Origin of the sequence: Massilia sp. Root418, from assembly GCF_001425265.1 — a bacterium.
Lineage (GTDB): Bacteria > Pseudomonadota > Gammaproteobacteria > Burkholderiales > Burkholderiaceae_D > Rugamonas.
In genome coordinates this window covers 275,826-293,159 of the sequence record NZ_LMEC01000023.1, presented here as the reverse complement: position 1 = coordinate 293,159, position 17,334 = coordinate 275,826, and the positions used below count along the sequence as shown (strand labels likewise).

Annotated in this window: 22 protein-coding genes and 2 pseudogenes; 16 read left to right on the top strand and 8 right to left on the bottom strand. The window is 56.4% G+C overall.

The features are described from left to right. Nucleotides 1–73 precede the first annotated feature (73 nt). Nucleotides 74–880 carry an RHS repeat domain-containing protein gene (locus ASC94_RS33305; RefSeq protein ID WP_200955816.1) on the top strand — a complete coding sequence of 269 codons (807 nt, stop codon included), beginning with the start codon at nt 74–76 and terminating at the stop codon, nt 878–880. Nucleotides 881–898: 18 nt separating this feature from the next. Continuing rightward, the gene (locus ASC94_RS32800; RefSeq protein WP_157201578.1) at nt 899–1,558 is read left to right on the top strand and encodes a hypothetical protein; all 660 of its coding nucleotides are present in this window, start codon (nt 899–901) and stop codon (nt 1,556–1,558) included. Between the two features lie 397 nt (nt 1,559–1,955). On the opposite strand, the gene ASC94_RS32795 is transcribed toward ASC94_RS32800, so the two are convergent. Beyond that, nucleotides 1,956–2,126: a hypothetical protein gene (locus tag ASC94_RS32795; RefSeq protein WP_157201577.1), complete on the bottom strand. Its 171-nt coding sequence runs from the start codon at nt 2,124–2,126 to the stop codon at nt 1,956–1,958. Between the two features lie 151 nt (nt 2,127–2,277). On the opposite strand from ASC94_RS32795, the gene ASC94_RS32790 reads away from it, so the two are divergent. The 8 genes from ASC94_RS32790 (at nt 2,278) to ASC94_RS32775 (ending at nt 6,622) form a co-directional block, all read left to right on the top strand. Next, the gene (locus ASC94_RS32790; RefSeq protein ID WP_157201576.1) at nt 2,278–2,763 is read left to right on the top strand and encodes a hypothetical protein; all 486 of its coding nucleotides are present in this window, start codon (nt 2,278–2,280) and stop codon (nt 2,761–2,763) included. Between the two features lie 5 nt (nt 2,764–2,768). Continuing rightward, nucleotides 2,769–3,011, top strand: a complete 243-nt coding sequence (locus ASC94_RS33885) for an integrase core domain-containing protein (protein ID WP_229417395.1) — start codon at nt 2,769–2,771, stop codon at nt 3,009–3,011. A gap of 280 nt (nt 3,012–3,291) precedes the next feature. Continuing rightward, nucleotides 3,292–3,609, top strand: coding sequence for a hypothetical protein (locus ASC94_RS33880; protein WP_056402209.1), 318 nt, complete (start codon nt 3,292–3,294; stop codon nt 3,607–3,609). After that, complete coding sequence (locus ASC94_RS32080) at nt 3,512–3,943, top strand: RHS repeat-associated core domain-containing protein (RefSeq protein WP_229417402.1); 432 nt, start codon at nt 3,512–3,514, stop codon at nt 3,941–3,943. The genes ASC94_RS33880 and ASC94_RS32080 overlap by 98 nt, the downstream gene beginning before the upstream one ends. A 210-nt stretch (nt 3,944–4,153) precedes the next feature. Next, on the top strand, nt 4,154–4,657 hold the full coding sequence (locus ASC94_RS32785; protein ID WP_157201575.1) for a hypothetical protein: 504 nt from the start codon (nt 4,154–4,156) through the stop codon (nt 4,655–4,657). A 245-nt stretch (nt 4,658–4,902) separates the two neighbouring features. After that, complete coding sequence (locus tag ASC94_RS32780) at nt 4,903–5,178, top strand: hypothetical protein (protein ID WP_157201574.1); 276 nt, start codon at nt 4,903–4,905, stop codon at nt 5,176–5,178. Between the two features lie 9 nt (nt 5,179–5,187). Then, a complete protein-coding gene (locus ASC94_RS24715; RefSeq protein ID WP_056402205.1) occupies nt 5,188–5,799 on the top strand; it encodes a tetratricopeptide repeat protein in 612 nt (203 codons plus the stop codon). Between the two features lie 220 nt (nt 5,800–6,019). After that, the gene (locus tag ASC94_RS32775; protein WP_157201573.1) at nt 6,020–6,622 is read left to right on the top strand and encodes a hypothetical protein; all 603 of its coding nucleotides are present in this window, start codon (nt 6,020–6,022) and stop codon (nt 6,620–6,622) included. Here the strand turns inward: ASC94_RS32775 and ASC94_RS24710 are convergent. Beyond that, the gene (locus ASC94_RS24710; protein ID WP_056402202.1) at nt 6,596–7,027 is read right to left on the bottom strand and encodes a hypothetical protein; all 432 of its coding nucleotides are present in this window, start codon (nt 7,025–7,027) and stop codon (nt 6,596–6,598) included. The two genes, ASC94_RS32775 and ASC94_RS24710, sit on opposite strands and share 27 nt — an antisense overlap. Before the next feature lie 162 nt (nt 7,028–7,189). Between ASC94_RS24710 and ASC94_RS32075 the strand changes: the two genes are divergently transcribed. The 3 genes from ASC94_RS32075 (at nt 7,190) to ASC94_RS32765 (ending at nt 8,834) form a co-directional block, all read left to right on the top strand. Then, complete coding sequence (locus ASC94_RS32075) at nt 7,190–7,729, top strand: RHS repeat-associated core domain-containing protein (RefSeq protein ID WP_200955815.1); 540 nt, start codon at nt 7,190–7,192, stop codon at nt 7,727–7,729. Nucleotides 7,730–7,957: 228 nt separating this feature from the next. Further along, entirely contained in the window at nt 7,958–8,212 is a 255-nt protein-coding gene (locus tag ASC94_RS32770) for a hypothetical protein (protein ID WP_157201572.1), read from the top strand. 271 nt (nt 8,213–8,483) lie between these two features. After that, nucleotides 8,484–8,834, top strand: coding sequence for a hypothetical protein (locus ASC94_RS32765; protein WP_157201571.1), 351 nt, complete (start codon nt 8,484–8,486; stop codon nt 8,832–8,834). Nucleotides 8,835–9,196: 362 nt separating this feature from the next. On the opposite strand, the gene ASC94_RS34380 is transcribed toward ASC94_RS32765, so the two are convergent. The 6 genes and pseudogenes from ASC94_RS34380 to ASC94_RS24685 all read right to left on the bottom strand — a co-directional run bounded on the left by ASC94_RS34380 (nt 9,197) and on the right by ASC94_RS24685 (nt 13,666). Beyond that, on the bottom strand, nt 9,197–9,649 hold the full coding sequence (locus ASC94_RS34380) for a helix-turn-helix transcriptional regulator (RefSeq protein WP_229417394.1): 453 nt from the start codon (nt 9,647–9,649) through the stop codon (nt 9,197–9,199). Nucleotides 9,650–10,565: 916 nt separating this feature from the next. Then, nucleotides 10,566–11,414, bottom strand: a complete 849-nt coding sequence (locus ASC94_RS24695) for a sterol desaturase family protein (protein WP_056402197.1) — start codon at nt 11,412–11,414, stop codon at nt 10,566–10,568. A gap of 70 nt (nt 11,415–11,484) precedes the next feature. Continuing rightward, nucleotides 11,485–12,282 carry an AraC family transcriptional regulator gene (locus ASC94_RS24690; protein WP_082616816.1) on the bottom strand — a complete coding sequence of 266 codons (798 nt, stop codon included), beginning with the start codon at nt 12,280–12,282 and terminating at the stop codon, nt 11,485–11,487. A 125-nt stretch (nt 12,283–12,407) separates the two neighbouring features. Continuing rightward, nucleotides 12,408–12,582, bottom strand: a pseudogene (locus ASC94_RS32060) (IS3 family transposase); the annotation flags it as partial. A 153-nt stretch (nt 12,583–12,735) separates the two neighbouring features. Next, a pseudogene (locus ASC94_RS34375) lies at nt 12,736–12,831 on the bottom strand (transposase); the annotation flags it as partial. A 268-nt stretch (nt 12,832–13,099) separates the two neighbouring features. Beyond that, nucleotides 13,100–13,666 (bottom strand): DNA-3-methyladenine glycosylase, encoded by a 567-nt coding sequence (locus ASC94_RS24685; protein ID WP_056402189.1) that lies wholly within the window; start codon nt 13,664–13,666, stop codon nt 13,100–13,102. Between the two features lie 162 nt (nt 13,667–13,828). Here ASC94_RS24685 and ASC94_RS24680 point away from each other — a divergent pair, with 162 nt between their 5' ends. From ASC94_RS24680 to ASC94_RS24670, 3 genes are all read left to right on the top strand, one after another. Beyond that, nucleotides 13,829–14,695, top strand: coding sequence for an HDOD domain-containing protein (locus tag ASC94_RS24680; protein WP_056402187.1), 867 nt, complete (start codon nt 13,829–13,831; stop codon nt 14,693–14,695). Between the two features lie 19 nt (nt 14,696–14,714). Beyond that, a complete protein-coding gene (locus tag ASC94_RS24675; RefSeq protein WP_056402184.1) occupies nt 14,715–15,902 on the top strand; it encodes a DUF2863 family protein in 1,188 nt (395 codons plus the stop codon). A 168-nt stretch (nt 15,903–16,070) separates the two neighbouring features. Beyond that, nucleotides 16,071–17,249, top strand: a complete 1,179-nt coding sequence (locus ASC94_RS24670; protein WP_056402181.1) for a tetratricopeptide repeat protein — start codon at nt 16,071–16,073, stop codon at nt 17,247–17,249. Nucleotides 17,250–17,334 lie beyond the last annotated feature (85 nt).

The following is a 17,334-nucleotide window of genomic DNA, read 5'->3' as shown; positions in this document are numbered from 1 at the left end:
CGCTGCTCTCGCTGCACCAAGTCGTTATCACCGTGGTGCTGCTCATCATGGCTGCGCTGTACGGCGCCCCCCGGTGCAAGCACAAACATTTACCTACGTCCACACCGACGCACTGGGCAGCCCGGTAGCCAAGACGAACGCCAGCAAGGCCATCGTCAGCATCACGCGCTACGAGCCATACGGGATGACTTGGGCCGGCAATGCACCGACCATAGGCTTTACCGGCCACGTCAACGACGCAGATACAGGCTTGACCTATATGCAGCAGCGGTACTACGATCCGTTGGCAGGCAGGTTGCTGAGCATCGATCCTATCTCTTCAGATGCAGACAACGGCACCTCCTTTAATCGCTACAACTACGCGAACAATAGCCCCTACAAATATGTAGACCCAGACGGAAGAGCCGCAGCTGTATTAACACTCGGAATTCCTATCCTAATGATCGGAGCGTACAATTACGCAACGAACCCTAAAGCTCGAGAAGTAATTAATCGCGTATTTCAGGCTGCGGAAAGCAAACCTGACCCATCTAGAACGGAGGGAACCAAGGACACCCTCAAACCAGGGGAGCACGCAGGTGAGTCTGTTCCTGCTCGCGGCCCGGACCGAGATTTCAACAAGGGGGAACGCGAGCAGATGAACGAAATTGGTGGCACGAGCGGCTGCCATACGTGCGGAACAAAGGACCCTGGTACCTCAAGTGGGAATTTCGTCCCCGACCACCAACCACCGAACGCATTGAACCCATCTGGCGGAGCCCAAAGATTATACCTTCACTGTCTAACGTGCAGTAGAACACAAGGAGGTCAAATCCGCGGCGAGCAAACCCGCAAACAGGAGCCTGCCGAGCCCAAGCCGCAAAAAGAGAAAGCCAATTAGACAGAATTGAGATATCCAATGGAAATTATACTTAGCAATGACGAACTAACAACCTCAACGGATGGACTGAGTTCTGAGTTAGGGTACGAAATTAGCGCTACCGTTGATGACATTACTTTAATCGACGAATGCCGGAGATTCGTATTATTCGTGGCCAATTATGTCTTAAAGGGAAGAAAAATTAAACCCGAGGAAACGCTCGCCTACGGCTATTGGATTACCAAAGTACGACTTGAAATTTCTGGGCGCTTGAATTTTTGGGAGTACAGGCCAGATGCAAGAGAATACGTTCCGGGAATTTCAAATACACTGCGATACTGGCGCGAGCAACATGAGGTCTGCAATGCAATTGGATCAGTATTTTCGCCCCCTAATGCTGAGCAATTGATTACCGTTTCGGAGGGTGTTTTTGAGGGCGATGACGTGCAGGGCGTCCGTTATCGATCGCCGTCGCACATGTCCGGATGGTGGATTACCACTGACCGATACAACGGGGCGCTGTCGTCTTTAAAGAATGTCCATGAGTCGGCTACAGGTTCTATTCAGACAATGGTGAAGTCAAATTCGATCCGAAGACCATTGACGATGCTGGGATCTGAATGGCGGCTGGCTTACCCCAAATTAGTAGAAGCGGAGCGCGAAATATTCAGGCCGACGAGCCGTTTTCGCCTATCCTAATTCCGGCAACTGTTTTTCGGATGACAACCAAATTTGTGCGTACAGGGAGACGGCGGAACCAGGGGCAGATCAGACGTAAACGGGCTGATTGGTACCACCTCAACGGTCTTGTCCGCAAAACGTCCGGAGGCGAAATACTTTGCTTAGCGCGTGTGCGTGAGCAATCGCGTTTAGGGATAATGGCTGCCATACCACAAACGCACGCTGGGTGGCTCACTCTTGAGCATTGAGCCGGTAGCGACGGATGCCAACACTGGCGAAAGTTTCAACCGCTACGCCAACAATAAACCGGATCGATACATTGATCCGGACGGTCGGGACCCTGGGCCCATGACCGCGCACGATGCGAAGTATTAGCAGATGTCGACCACTTTGCGTTGGTGGTTGGCGCTAGGAATCATAGTTTCGGACCGGCGTGGCAATTGCTGGGCAAATAGTCAAAACGAAGCAGCACCTGGCCGGTGCGATGCCGGGTGAACGAGATGCGCCCTGTAAAAATATGGGGATACAGCGGCAGGCCACGGCTGCCCGCGATGAATTCCGCAGTACCAAGCTCGGCCTCAACCAAGCTATCTCCATAGATGGCGGTAGAAGGTCATCTTCTACAGCAATTCTATCGACAGTCCGGAGCCCGACTAAAGTACCGAACAAACCGGTGAAATTCGGGAGACGAATCGCGGCAGACCAAAACAGGATAAAAAGTCGAAAGTGGATTACCAATGAGTGCGACCGACCGAAAAATCTTAATCAATTATAAGCTAACTATCCGCCGATATTTGATTGAACTCAACGAGCTGTGTCTAGAGAAACCGCTTGAGAACAAACTGCTGTCTTTAGAAAAAACTGAACATATCCAGCAAGTTAGTTTTTTGAAAAGAAAGCCGGCTCGGAAAATCCGCATCTATTTTGAAGAAAAAACAACTGACAGATTCAAGAAATACGTAACTGGACTGCATCGTGCCAATCCGAACTCTGTATATATTTGGACGGAAAACAGTAACAGTTGCGGCTTGTTTGAAATTTCTTCACTCCTAAATTTTAATTTTGGATTCGGGTTTGGCGTTAATACGCAAGGAATTGTTGCGTTGTTAACAAGCGACCTGACTGATAGTCTCGTTCTAGACTTCTCTCATGGTGGAACCGCATCCGGGCAGGAACTGGAAATCGATGTTTCTGGTGACCGCTGGCCTGCCGTCAACTATTGAAAGCAATGGCTCCAGCTTGGCCTAGCGAAAGAGCCGTCTCACTTGCTGCGCAGGGGCGACAGCTGCGCGCCCTTCGGTTTGACATAAGGGGGCCTCTAGCGGCGGGAAAACACACCCGGCAATTATGCGGAAGTTTGCAGCACGCCAGTCGAGTGATCGGCGACTGGATTCAGTTTTACAACCACAAGCGTTCGCACCAGGCACTTCGGATGCAAACCCCTGCGGCCGCTTTTGCATTAGCCGAGTAATCTGAGCAGATTCTGCTGGGTCGTTGCAACATAGCGGTAACGCCTGGGCTCGTACCACAGGCCAACGCCCAGCCTACCCCCCATACAACTGAGACGAGGAATGGGACATCAAGCAAATTTCTATATTACGCATTATGACCTGACGTCGCTTGAACAGGCATTGCGCGCGTCTGCGCCATTCCCAGCGCGGAGGCGCCAAGCCGCAGAAGGACACCAAGTACGTCTACCTCAACCGCCACGTGATCGCTGAAGTCGAGGTGGCCAAATGACTGGAGCCATCATGAAACGCGCGCTGTTCTCGCTGCACCAAGTCGTTATCACCGTGGTGCTGCTCATCATGGCCGCGCTGTACAGCGCCCCGCCAGTGCAAGCGCAAACATTCACCTACGTCCACACCGACGCACTGGGCAGCCCGGTGACCAAGACGAACGCCAGCAAGGCCATCGTCAGCATCGCGCTACGAGCCATACGGGATGACTTGGGCCGGCAATGCACCGACCATTGGCTTTACCGGCCACGTCAACGACGCAGATACAGGCTTGACCTATATGCAACAGAGATATTACGATCCGTTGGCGGGCAGGCTATTGAGCATTGATCCGGTGACCACGGATGCCGATACAGGTTCAAGCTTTAATCGGTACGACTACGCGCACAATAATCCCTACAAATTTGTTGATCCTGACGGTCGCAATCCATTGCTAAAGTTGCTTCCAAGGGCTCTTATAAAGACGGAATCGAAGCAAGTCGCAAAAGAAGCTGCGAAAGGTGCGGCGAGGGAAGTTGAGAAATCAGTCGCGAAAGAGGTAACAAAGGACGCTGCGAAAAGCGTTCCGAACCCACACGGCAAAGCAGGCGGTCCGGCGCATCAAGAGAAAGTAGCAGATGTAGCGAAAGACGTAGAGTCGCGCGGTCTAACTGTGGAAAAGTAATTAGAGGTTAATACGCCGGGAGGAAACAAAGAAACCCCTTATGTCGATGTTGCTGGGAAAAATGCGGAGGGCAAGGTGACGGAAATGCATCAGGTTAGCAAGCAAAATCAAAACGGTACTCCCGTGGCAAGAGAAGTGAAGGCCATGGATGACATTCAGGGGGCCACCGGCCAACGCCCGACCTATCACCCTTACAACTAAAGGCTAAGGATGGGACATCAAGTTAATTTTTATATGACACCTAGAGACGTGGCAGCGCTTGAGCAGGCATTGCATGCGGCCGTCCCAATTGTTGTCTTGCATAGTCGGTCGGGTAATGAGCGTCCTCGTGTGGTCGAGTCCCTTAGTCATGATGAGAATGGTCAACAATGGCTTTTCTTCTATTTGGCTCGTCCGGAAGATCTGGCGGAAATTGCGACAACTTTTGTATCAACGCAGGCTTACTGGAGTATTGATACGATGACGGCCCCGGTCGTTGAATTCCACCTTTCATTTTTCAATGGGAAACTTCTCCGACGCGGCAGAGCCTATTATGTAGATTCATATTTTGGGAGCGATCAAGCACGCATTTCGAAATCTGAGGAATTTACGAAATGGGCAAAAAAAATTCTCACTGTTGTGAGGAGAAATTTAGTAAAGCAAGATGGCAACTATATTGGGCCAGACGCGAAAAGCTTGTTAGGCATGAAGGAAGCGGCTCTCATTTTAGAATAATGGGGGCGAGAGGGTTAGGGCCCATCCCGACACGGGCTGATCCGTAGTTCCACGGCAGGGTTCTGCGCAGCTTGCTCGGAATCGAAATGCCTTGCCTTGCCTCGCGTGCGTGTGCAAGTCAAAATCGCGTCTAGGAAAAGTTCGCTCTTTACACCCGGCGGCCTGGCAGAAAACCGCGCCAAGTCATTGAAGGGACTAGGGAAAACGGCTGCGCGTACGACAAGCGCACGTTGGGCGGCAACTTCTTGAGCATTGATCCAGTTACGACCGATTTCAATACCGGTGACAACTTTAATCGCTTCGAGTACGCCAACGACAGCCCGTACAAATTCATCGATCCAGATGGGCGTAACGTAAGAATGCTCGTTGAGATTGTCAAATCGATAGTCAAGGCTGAAGCCAAGCAAGCTGCAAAAGCGGGCGCTAGGCAAATTGCCAAAGAGTCAAAGATGTTAAAGGCAGAGAAGGGCGCGCCGCCTCCGCCACCCCCCCCCCCTCCGCCGAAGATTAATTCGCAATAGGTTACTGGCATGAATCAAGAGAAAAATGAGCTGGATGTTGTGACGGAAGAGTCTGAGCTTGCGATCAGTCAGGGCAATATCTATCGCCTGATCAGCCTATACCAAAGGATGGGGCAGCTCGGCGTTTGGCAAGCGTACTCCCGGATCGGAGAGCTTTACGAAACCGGTTTCAATAATGGGACTCAAACGTTTGAAAAGAATTTAGATGAGGCTGTGAAGTGGTATCGCCAATCTATCATTGAAAGCGATGATCCTGTAGCCCATTTGGGCCTTGGACGGATCTACTATGAGGGTAGCCCTACTGTAGAGCGAGACATCTTGAAAGCCCAACCACATTTGCGGAAAGCCTATGATCACAATTTGCCGCAGGCTGGGATTTATCTGGGCGCGATGAGCATGTTTGGCATAGGCGTTGAAAAGAACCTATCAGATGCCGAGCAGTTTTTTTTGACAGCCGCCCGTGGAGGCTTCCCTCTAGGATATCGATATCTAGCCAACATCGCAGCCTCCTCAGGAAATTTTTCCCGCACGATCAAGATGCTCTGGAAAGAGCGCGTTTTGTCGGCAAAGCTGAAGATCCAAGATAGAAACCACCCGAATCTATGGGATATTCCCAAGTGAGCTTACAACTGAGACGCGGAATGGGACATCAAGTAAATTTCTTTATTACGCATTATGACCTGGCGTCGCTTGAACAGGCATTGCGCGCGTCTCGAAATTTCTTGCGTCAGGAGTCGGCCACAGATTCTATTTAGACAATGGTGAACTGAAATTTGATTCGAAAATTATCAACGACCAAGCTGGATAACACAAAGCATAAGGTTGATAGAAGGTGAGGACTATGGATTTAAAAATCGAGGTGAAGCGCATTGAGCACGAGTGTGCCTTAGCCCTAGCGCCACTGGGAGTAAATATGAGGCAGGGAACGGGCTCGATTGCAATAAACGAAGAGTTCTTCGGGTGGATTGGTCTGAATTCGGGTCAACACAACCAATTTATTAGGATCAATCCATTTATTGGCTTGCACTGTCCGGCGATTATGAAACTAACCGCAGCAGCTGGCGGAAAAAAATATTGCCCCAATGAGGTGGCTACATACTCAGTTTTCCTTGGCACGCTATGCCCTCATGTTAAACAATTTATTTTCAATGAAGAAGTGGACATTGAATACGAGGCGAGAAGAATGGCGTCCGTCATTGGTGAATTCGGTCTTCCATACATGAATGAAATTTCCAATTTCCCATCTTTGCTGCCATTGTTAAAAGAGCGTGTGCCAAGCTTGGGCGGTTACCCGCAACGTTACGCTGCGGCACTTCACCTAAGTGGAAATACTGAAGAAGCTATCGTTTTTATTGAACAGCAAATTGCACTATTCCAACAAGATGGTGAAAACGATCTCATCGCGACTATGAAAAAATTAAGGAAGCTGATGCACGTGAACTAAAGTTTGGTATACAAACATCATCAAGATCGGCGCCAGTTCGGTGCAATTCTGATTCCGAACCAGCGAAGCGTAGATGAATCGGCATGCGCTTGCGCGCGTGGAGTGCCATTGGCCGGTCGTGCCAAGATAGTTGACGCGAACCGGTTTGCTGAAGTTGTCAGCGAACCGGGACATGATTGAGCGTTGTGGTGTGCGGACGGACTTCGCGATCGATTGTAGCGCTAAGGTATGTCTCGATGGGCCACCCCAACCCATGAGGGCCGCGTGCTGGTAGCGGGCAAGCTGCGCCTTAGCGTCGCGAAGGGCGATCAGGTCATCGTCCTCTAGCCTCACCGGCACATCCAGCCCGGCGCCGGTGGCGGGGCCGCGGTCGAGGACTGCGAATACGTCGCCGGTCGAATCCATCTAAGTGGGAAATGGATCGTTCCCAAAATGGTTCAGTCTTTGTTAAATTATCAATTTCGACACTTTTGAGCAGTTTCCCGTTCTGGAAGCGCGCTATACGGCGTCCCGCCGGTGCAAGCGCAAACATTCACCTACGTCCACACAGACGCACTGGGAAGCCCCGTGGCCAAGACGAACGCCAGCAACGCCATCGTCAGCATCACGCGCTACGAACCCTACGGCATGACCTGGGCCGGCAATGCGCCGACCATCGGCTTCACTGGCCACGTCAACGACGCGGATACGGGCTTGACCTATATGCAGCAGCGGTACTACGATCCGCTAGCGGGGAGGTTATTGAGCATTGATCCGGTGACCACGGATGCGAATACAGGTGGCAGTTTTAACCGCTATGCGTATGCGGCAAACAACCCGTACAAATACATTGATCCGGATGGCCGGCAGGAAAGAGCGGCTGAGGGATTCAGCGCTGCAATGGCAAAAGACCCGAGGTCAATGGAGGCTTTCGGACCTGCGGCGGCAGTAGTCACAGCAGTAATGGCAGCGCCATTGGCTTATGAATTGGGTATGGTGGCGTTAACTAATCCTGTTGCGGTGAATTCCGCGGTAGTCACACTTGGTGAAGGTGTGGTGTTACTGGGGCTGCAGGCAGGTGCAACAGCAGTTGCTGGAAAAGAGGCAGTAGCGGTTGCGGGAAGATAACCGGCTACACCAAACACGGCCTTAACCAAGCTATCTCACGAGATGGTGGTAGAGGCGTATCTCCCACGGCAATTCTATCGGCAGTCAAAGATCCAGTTAAAGTTACCGACAAGCAGGCGGAAAAGTTGCATACACTGGCAAGGACGCCAAGGTCGTTTTGAACGGTGACGGAAAAGTAGTCACCGTTATCCCAAGGAATAGTGGCGCTTTGCGCGATCCGAATGTGAAATGAAAATGAGAAAAATAGCACCGCATCTTCGTATACTTCTCAACGAGATCGTTGAAAAGAATAAACTTGATCTGCCGCTAGAAGCGGCGTTGACCGGAGAGCGAGGGCTTGATGAAAGCGAGCGCGAATTATTGATCGACGCGCTTGTTTTAGAGCTCTCTGAGACTGGTCTTCTCGCAGACGATGAGCCTAATGAGCGAGGCGGGGAAATCGAAGCGCTAATAGATTTTTTTGGTGCATCGCGACGCCCATAGGTCATGAGGGGCAAGCGCTAGCCAAGAACATTCAACGATTCACAAGTAAACTTCCTGCGAATGCAAAAGATAGCGTCACCGTTAAGCCTCTTCCAAACGGAGGTGTAGCGGCTCAGGGTGTATCGCCAGGAAAGGTTCCAGGCTCGTCTGCGCTATACGAAAAACAGATTGATTCAGCGGGAAAAACCATTCAATACACGAGGACAACCACTGCTCCAGACGGGGCAATTGTCCACGTGAAGGACAAAATTACAGGCAATGTGGTGACCCCATGAGCAATGACCGATCAACCGTTATCGAAACCGTACTCAATTTTTTGAGACCGCTAAACGAGTTGCAACGACAGCTCAGGGGTTTCGATTGGGATTTCGAAGGAGTCCCGATTGTGTTGCATCCCGATCACATCGTACGCGTACTTCGACGATATCTGAGCGGTGAACTGACTGCTTCTATTGTGGAGCAGTGGGCGAATTTGATTGAAGGGCGGGAGGATCTTCGCTTTGACAGTAAGCACGAAAAATGGATAACGGACACTGTTTACGAGCTCGCCAATCCCGTCCTAACTGCACCGCTTGAAATAACAAGGGCACGTGAATTAATTGCAGAGGGCGAGGGAGCCTGAATGGCGGAAGCGCTGGTGCACCGCCCAGCAGAGGTCCCAGTGCAGAAGCCACGGCAGCACCCACGGTAGAACCCACTGCGGAACCCACTCCTGACCTAGGAAAGCGCAGGTCAGGATGAGAAACGTACTGCCACGACGGGTGGTGGCAATACGGCGCGGCCCGGCGTTTGGTGGCGCAGCCCCCATCACGCCGCGCAGCTTTTCTTGAACTCAGGGCGAAGCCCCGAGACCCGCGCGCCGCCAAGGGCTGACATCAGTACCAGACAAGGCCGGTCCGAATCTGTCTTCTTTTAAAACAAAAAAGCCACTCCCTCCGGCGCCCCGGATACGAGTGGCTTCTTTTAGCAGCTGGTGGTTGGCGGCTAGGCGCGCTGTCGTTTGGTGCGTTGGCTGCCCGCAGCCCGGGTTCCTTCCTTCTCCTTCTCCACCGGCGGATTGGCCCGCGCCGGCGTGCCGGCAATGGCGCCGCTGACCTGGTTCTTGACGATCATCGCCTCGAGCACCGCCTTAGCCACTTGTTTCTCTTCCGGCGACATCGCCGCCAGTGCCTCGAACTGCAAGCGCAGATCCTCGTCCGGCCCGCGCTCGCCTTCGCCGAACACCAGGTCATCGAGGCTGACGCGCAGCACCTTGGCTAGCCGGATCAGGGCGGCTAAGGTCGGTTGCGCCGTCCCAGCCTCGTAGCGCCGGATCTGGTTGACGTGCAGCTCCGCGGCGTCGGGCAGCCTTGCTGGGTCAAGCCGGGGTTTCAAACACTCTTCGATACTGGCAAGAGCAACACCAAGTCTGCGATGCAATTGGCTCAGTATTTTCACCGCCTAACGCTGAGCAATTGATTACCGTTTCGGAGGGAGTTTTTGAGGGCGATGATGCGCAGGGCGTCCGTTATCGATCGCCGTCGCACATGTCCGAATGGTGGATTACCGCTGTCCGATACAACGGGGCGCTGTCGTCTTTAAAGAATGTCCATGCATACCAGTCGGCTACAGGTTCTATTCAGACAATGGTGAAGTCAAATTCGATCCGAAGACCATTGACGATGCTGGGATCTGAATGGCGGCTGGCTTACCCCAAAAGCGAGCCGGAGTCGGACCAAAAGGAATACTGGACTCACTGAAAAATCCCTTGAAGACCACTGAAACTAAAACTGATGAAATAGGGCGAGCGTCCCAGCGATTTGTTGGAAAAGATGCCACGACCGCGGTAAATCCCGAGACCGGTAAGATCGTGTCGGTCAACCCCACGTCAACAAAAACCCCTGAAAAACTAATAAGGGCAGTCGAGCAATAGGTGGAGGTTCAAAAATGTTAATTAAATTGACACCGGACGAGTGGCAAGTGCTCCAGGAAGTTTTAGCCAAAGCTGATTCCGGGCCTTGTCCAGCTTCGTCCGGAAATCAACCTGTTCCTGAGCTAACTGATGAGATTGCGGACGAGTATAGAAATTTGCTGCAAGACGAGTTCGAGGTCAGGGGCCTAGACGAAAGATATGAACCAACTGTGAGAGGACGAATTTTAGAGTCTCTGATCGATAAGTTTTTCACAGCGTGAGCGCAAAGTCGATCGAGCGGTGCCGTGACTCGTCCACTACAACGCCCACTGCAACGTACACGGCAACGTACATGTGTGCGCTGATTTACGTGCGGAATGTCATCGTCTAAATGGCGAAGTGGACAACTTGATCCCGCCCCCCATGGTGGCCGGGCAAGCCTAAACCTTTGCTGCCAAACCGTCACGTCCGCCACGGCCAGGCCAGCTGTCCTAAGTACGACATCGGCGCTGTCTCGTCGCGCAGGCCGACCTCGCCTGCGCGCACGCCCTGCCGGTCATGATGGAACGTCCCGAACAGATGATCCCAGATCAGCCAGAATTCGCCGAAATTGACCTGCGCATCTTCGTAGTCCCGTTTATGGTGCCAGCGATGAATTTCGGCCACGCACAATACCTGCCTGAATATCCCGACGCTGTAGTCCACGTTGGCATGCTGAAACGCCAGATGCACCGCAACGATCGCCAGCCAGCATCCGATAATCTCGGGCGGCGCGCCCGCGAAGACGGCGACGGCTATTCCTGGCGCACCGAGCACAAGGGCACTGAGCGGATGCCTGCGCTCGCCATTGAGCCAGTACAGCCGTTCGGCGCTGTGGTGTATGGCGTGCAGCTTCCAAAGCCTTACATTGCTGTGGCTGGCCCGATGCATGCTCCACAGGCCGAAATCGATGATCGCGCCGGCCAGCAGCACCTGCGCCCAAGTCGGCCAATGGGCCGGCCAAAGGCTGGCCACCGGCAAGAATTGAACAAGGAAACTGGCGCTTTCTGCCGTCAGGAAAATCAGCGTGAGGCTGACCAGGGCATGCAGGATATCGACACCCGTGTCACCGTGGTCGGACAACCAGGCAGGTTCATATGGCTGCACGTGCTCCAGCAGCGCGACACACGCCATCCCCAAGCCGGAAATAAGTGGAACCAATTGCCAGTACGGAAGATTGTTCGACGTCGCGGCAAGCAGGGCAATGGCACAGCCGCCAAAAATGATCGGATAGGCGCCCCAGCGCACAATGTATTTGATGACAGGTTTCAAGATGAACTCCAGGCAGTGAACGAGGCATCCATGCTGCCCCAGTTCTCTGCGCCGGAATTGAATGAAAGAGCTATCTGTACCGTGGCATCTTGCCCAGCTGCGCCAGTGCGCTTGAAGGGCTCAGGCCAAACATCTCCACGAACGTCCGCGTGAAGTGGGCTTGGTCGGAGAACCCCGCACCGTGCGCCGCATCCGTCAGCCGCTCGCCCGCAAGCACCTGTTCGATCCCACGTACCAGCCGCAACCACTTCTTGTAGCTGCGCACCGGCATGCCGGTCGCTTCGCGGAACCAGTGCGAAAACCGGCTGCCGGACATGCCCAAGGCGGCAGCCATGGCGGCACGGTCTGGGGAGTTCTCGTGGTCGAGGGACGAATGCAGGATCTGCAGCACCGCGTCGAGCCTGGCATTGCGGGCCGGCAGTGCACCGAGCTGCAAGCGTGCGCGCAAGGTATCAAAGCTGCGCTCGTGCGGCAAGTCGTCCCCGAACGACGCCAAGACGATCGCTGCCAGTCCTGCCGGAGCTTCGGCAACCCGGTCCGATGCTGGCATCATCGACACGACGGCGCGTGCCTCATCCGTCGTGGGGTCCATATACAGCGACATCATATGGCCTGGCATGAGCTGGTGCGCAGTATTTGCGGGGATAAACAGGGCACGGGCTTGCATCGTGCCGCAGTCCGCTGTCAGTTGCACCGGTGCGCCGATGCCAATGCTTAACTGGTGGGCCCAATGCTTGTGCCGGTGATTGTCGCCGGCCTTGCCGCGAAACAGGCCTATGCCCGGGCGTATCGCCATCTTCCCTATCCATTCCGTTTCCATCGCCGATACGGTTCCGGCGTCCGGCATGGCCGCTGCATTTTTCTTCATCGTGGAGCCGCTGTCTTCAACTTTCAGGATAATGTCATGGATTGGATAGGAGAAATTAAGTCAATGCGATTACCATAAGTTTTTAAATGAAGGATGGCATTCCCCCGATTCAACGGACACTTCGCTTAGGCGCATTTAAGTGTTTGGGCTTCGAATTGTACCGGGCTGACGTAGCCCAGTGTTGAGTGTCTGCGTCGAGAAAAAACTCTCCATCGCGGCATTGTCCCAACAATTTCCCCTTCGGCTCATGCTGCATACGATGCCGTGGGTTTCGAGCAGGTTCTGAAAATCCTCGCTCGTTGCTTCGTGGCTGATACGAATTGAGCGCAGTAGCCCTTGGTTTTCCACTTCACGTTTGCCAGGGTCACCTTCTCTGTTCCTGCGGCCTTGGAGCTGCCAATGCCTTCGGCGCCGCGGCACCATTGACCAAGCAAATTGGGGCCGACCAAGATCACGGGCGATACCTGTCTTGGTAGCACCGGGCTGGCTGACCAACCTGACCGCTTCTCGTTTAAACTCTTCTGTGAAATTCCTGCGTTCCCGCTTCATACAAAACCTCCGTAGGTGACATCACACCTTTCGGAAGTGTCCTTCTAAACGGGAATGCTAGTGTGTGGGGCAAGACGCGGTGCAGAAAGAGGGTCGAGCTGACAGCGCCAGCGGCCGGCAGGCGGGTTACGGGCTGCGCCCTAACCCGCCCTACGCATATCACGCATATCACGCATATCACGGGTATCACGGGTATCACGGATATCACGCGTATCACACGTAGGGCGGGTTAGCGAAGCGTAACCCGCCATGCCCGCGTCCCCGCAACTCAACGGAACGGCCGGCTCAGGAAGCGCGAGCCGGCCTCGCCGAAGCGCCACGGCAGCTCCACCGCCTTTGAGATGCCGATGCGCGGGCCCACGGCCAACGCCGGCGGCGCCGGGCGCGCCACCAGTTCGAACGGCGGCGCCGTCAACGTCAGTCCGTTGTGTGCGCGCGTGACCGCCATGGCCTGGCACAGCTTGCCCGGCCCGGAGCACAGCATGCGCACGTCCTCGCCGCCGCGCCGCACCCGCATCGCGTCCAGTCCCGCCAGCGGCTCGATGGCGCGGATCAGCACCCCGGCGCCATGTCCCGGCTCACGACACACGAAGTTCAAACACCAGTGTATGCCGTGCGAGAGGTACACATACGCATGCCCCGGCGGCCCGAACATCGACGCGTTGCGCGCGCTCGGCCCGCTGAAGGTGTGGGAGGCCGGCTCCGTCATGTCATAGGCCTCGGTTTCGACGATGCGCCCGCCTACCCCGTTCACCAGCACCGTCACCCCGATGAGCTGCGGCGCCACCTCGTGCGAAGGTGCGCTAAAATCTATCCCGGCGATGAAAGTAGTCATAAGCACAATAGTAGCGCGCCCGGGCCGCGTTTGCCCGGTGCACAACTGCCAATGTTTCGTTCCGCCCACGCCCCATTTACACTTTTTTCTCGGAATTTTGCGCTATAGCAATGCTTAACAAGCGATAATCAGCACTTCGTGCGGACCCGCCCCCAACCAATCATGAACTCAGTCGCTGCCCCAGCCCCGGTAATCGCTTCCACGGTAGAAGACGCCCTGCTGCGCTCGATCCGCATACCGCCGCGCCCCAGCCTGCTGGTCGACCTGCAAAGGGAGTTGGCCGAGTCCGACCCGTCGCCGCGCCGCATTGCCCGCATCATCGGCAACGACGTGGGCATGTCGGGCGCCCTGCTGAAGCTGGCCAATTCGCCCTTCTTCGGCGCCGCGCGCAAGGCCAAGTCGGTGGAACAAGCCATCAATTTCCTGGGTATCAACCAGTGCGCCGCGCTGCTGACCGGGCTGCTGGCGCGCCAGGCCATCGACGGCAAGGACGGCAACCTGGACAGCTTTTGGGAAACCTCGGCCCGCCGCGCCCAGGCGCTGGTGTTCACCTCGCGCCGGCTGCGCATCGCGCCGCCCGACATCGCCCACACTTTCGGCCTGTTCTGCGACATCGGCGTGCCGCTGCTGATGAGCCGTTTCCCCGACTATAAAGACACCTTCGCCATCGCCAGCCGCGACGCCGAGCACAAGTTCACATTAGTGGAAGACGCCCGCCACAGCACCAACCACGCCGCCATCGGCTGCCTGCTGGCGCGCAACTGGGGCTTGTCGCCGGACGTGTCGTGGGCCATCCTGCATCATCACGACTACGCCGTCATGGACGACGACGCCACCGACGACGCGGTGCGTTCGCTGGTAGCGCTCTCGGTGCTGGCCGACAAGGCCATCCAGCGCTTCCACGGCTACGGCCCCTCGCTGGAGTGGGAAAAAGGCGGCGAAACCGCCTGCGCCCACCTCGGCCTGTCCGAGGACGAAACCGCCGACCTGCTCGACGAACTGCACGAAACTTTCCATACCGAACACTAAATACGCCCTCTGCGCACACATGCCTAAAAATAAGCGCCCCGCTCCCCGCAAGAACAGCACCCCACCCGAAGAAAAAGAAGAATTCCTGGCCGAGGCGCTGTGCGCCGCCGCGCTAGAACTGGCCGAACAGGAAGACGGCGAACAGCTGAGCGCCGAGCTGCGCCAGAAAGCCGCCGAGTTCCCGCGCCAGGTGCGCAAATACGTGCAGCAGAAGAAGGACGAGCTGCTCTACAGCGCCATCGAACTGGCCCGCTTCGAGGACGTGGACGCCTACCGCCTGCTGCGCGAAACCGTGGAGGAGGCGGCCGGCACGGTGCTGATCCGCCGCGAAGGCCAGCCCGACATCGAGATCAATGCTTTCGCCATCCCCGTGTTCGTGCACAGCACGGGCGGCTTGGTGCAGGCGCAGGAATTCCAGGACGAGGCGGCCTTCGAAGCACTGCTGCACAGCTTCACCAAGGACGGCCTGGAAAGCCCCAAGGCCAAGGTGGTGCTGGTGCAGCACGCCTACGACCTGGACGAGATCGACCGCGTCAGCTACAGCCAGCTCAACGCCATGGTGCGCGAAGCGGCCACCTCCATGACGGAAAAGAAAATGCATGCCGCGCCGGCGCTGGAGCGCAGCATGGGCGGCTGGGCGCCGACCGCCTTCGGCGCGGACGACACGGCGGTGGAGCTGCGCTTCCTGCTGGGCTTCGCGCTCAAGCGCGCGGACGATGCCTTCTACCAGGCGCCGGAAGGCGAGCAAGAGCAGGACGATTACTACGCCGCGCGCATGGAGCGCTACCGCCAGTGGACGCTGAACGCCGCGCCGCTGGTGCAGCGCTGCCTGGCCGGCGCGCGCCCGCTGGAGCTGAACTTCCTGTACCAGGACTTGTTCTACGGCGCCAAGGAACAGGCGCAGGCCGAGTACGCCATGCTGGACATGATGGCCAAGCTGGGCCAGGCGCTGCAGGCACATCCGGGCGCCAGCGCCGTGATCGCCCCGGCCGACGTGCGCGGCGACATGGTGCTGCGCGTGAACCTGTACGGCGCCGGCAACAGCGTGCTGCTGTCCTGCGACAAGCCGATCGACCTCGGCTGCGACCTGCAGCTGGAAGTGGACGACATCGCCGACGCGCTGGCCACCATCGGCCTGCACGCGGTGTCCGTGGCGCAGCGCTTCGATGCCGCCGGCCAAGCGGTGGAGGCCAAGCCGCTGGCCTGACACGGCGGGTTACGGCCTGCGGCCTAACCCGCCCTACGGCCCCAGTCCGGGTTGAGATTCGTAGGGCGGGTTAGCACGCAGTGCGTAACCCGCCGTGCGGCAGCGCCGCATAATTGCCGTTTGACAGTGGCAAAGCAGCCGAGGATACTTGTTTCATGGAGGTGTACCATGAAACGCTTTGCTGCCCTGCTCTTTTCCCTGCTGGCATCCCAGCTGCTCGCCGGCTGCGCCTCCGTCGCCCCTCCTCCGCCACCGCCGCAGCTGTTCCAGGACCAGCTGTTCGGCCAGCCCGACGCCGACATCAACGCCGGCCAGATTTTCGCCCTCACGGACGAGATGAAAAAGTATGCGCACACGCTGAAGTACTCGCGCGCCCGGCGCGAGCCCCAGCTGATCCTGTTCGATGCGCTGTACAAGCGCGACCAGCTCCAGCTTGAATACGACGCCAGCATGACGCGCAACGCGGCCCAGACTTTCGAGGCGCGGCGCGGCAACTGCCTCTCGCTGGTGGTGATGACGGCAGCCATGGCGCGTGAAATGGATATGTCGGTGCAATATCAATCCATCACCACCGAGGAAACCTGGAGCCGCAGCGGCAATCTGTACTTCGCCAGCGGCCACGTGAACCTGGTGCTGGGCAAGCCGCGCATGAAGGACGTGCACAGCGTGGAGCCCAACCAGTACATGGTGGTGGACTTCGAACCGCCGGCCGAAACCAGCCGCATGGTGGCCACGGTCATCCCCGAAGAGCGCATCGTGGCCATGTTCATGAACAACCGCGCCGCCGAGTCGCTGGCGCGCAAGGAACTGAACCGCGCCTACTGGTGGGCGCGCAAAGCCACCCTGGCCGACCCCACCTTCTTCAGTTCCTACAACACGCTGGCCATCGTCTACCAGCACCACGGACAACTGCCGCAGGCCGAAGCGGCGCTGCGCTACGCCCAGCAGCTGCAGCCCAATAACACCATCGCCATGTTCAACCTGGTGCAGGTGCTGGACAACCTGGGCCGCACGCAGGAAGCCACGGCGCTGCGCGAGCATCTGGCGCGGCTGGAGCCGAATCCGCCCTTCCATTACTTCAGCCTGGGCCAGAAAGCCATGCAGGAAGGCGACTACCGCAAAGCGCGCAACCTGTTTGCGCGCGAAGTGGACCGCGCCCCCTACTACCACGAGTTCCACTTCTGGCTGGCGGTGGCGTCCTACTACCTGAACGACCTCAAGACCGCGGACAAGCACATGAAGCTGGCCATGGACAACAGCACCACGCGCAAAGACCACGACCTGTACGCGGCCAAGCTGGACCGGCTCAAGTTCCAGGAGCGCCAGCGCAACGCGTATTCAAACTAAGCAAACCAAGCGAACCAAGCAAATCGGCAAGATGCGCGCGGGGCGGGTTACACTGCCGGGCTCAGCCCCGACTTTGTGACCGCCC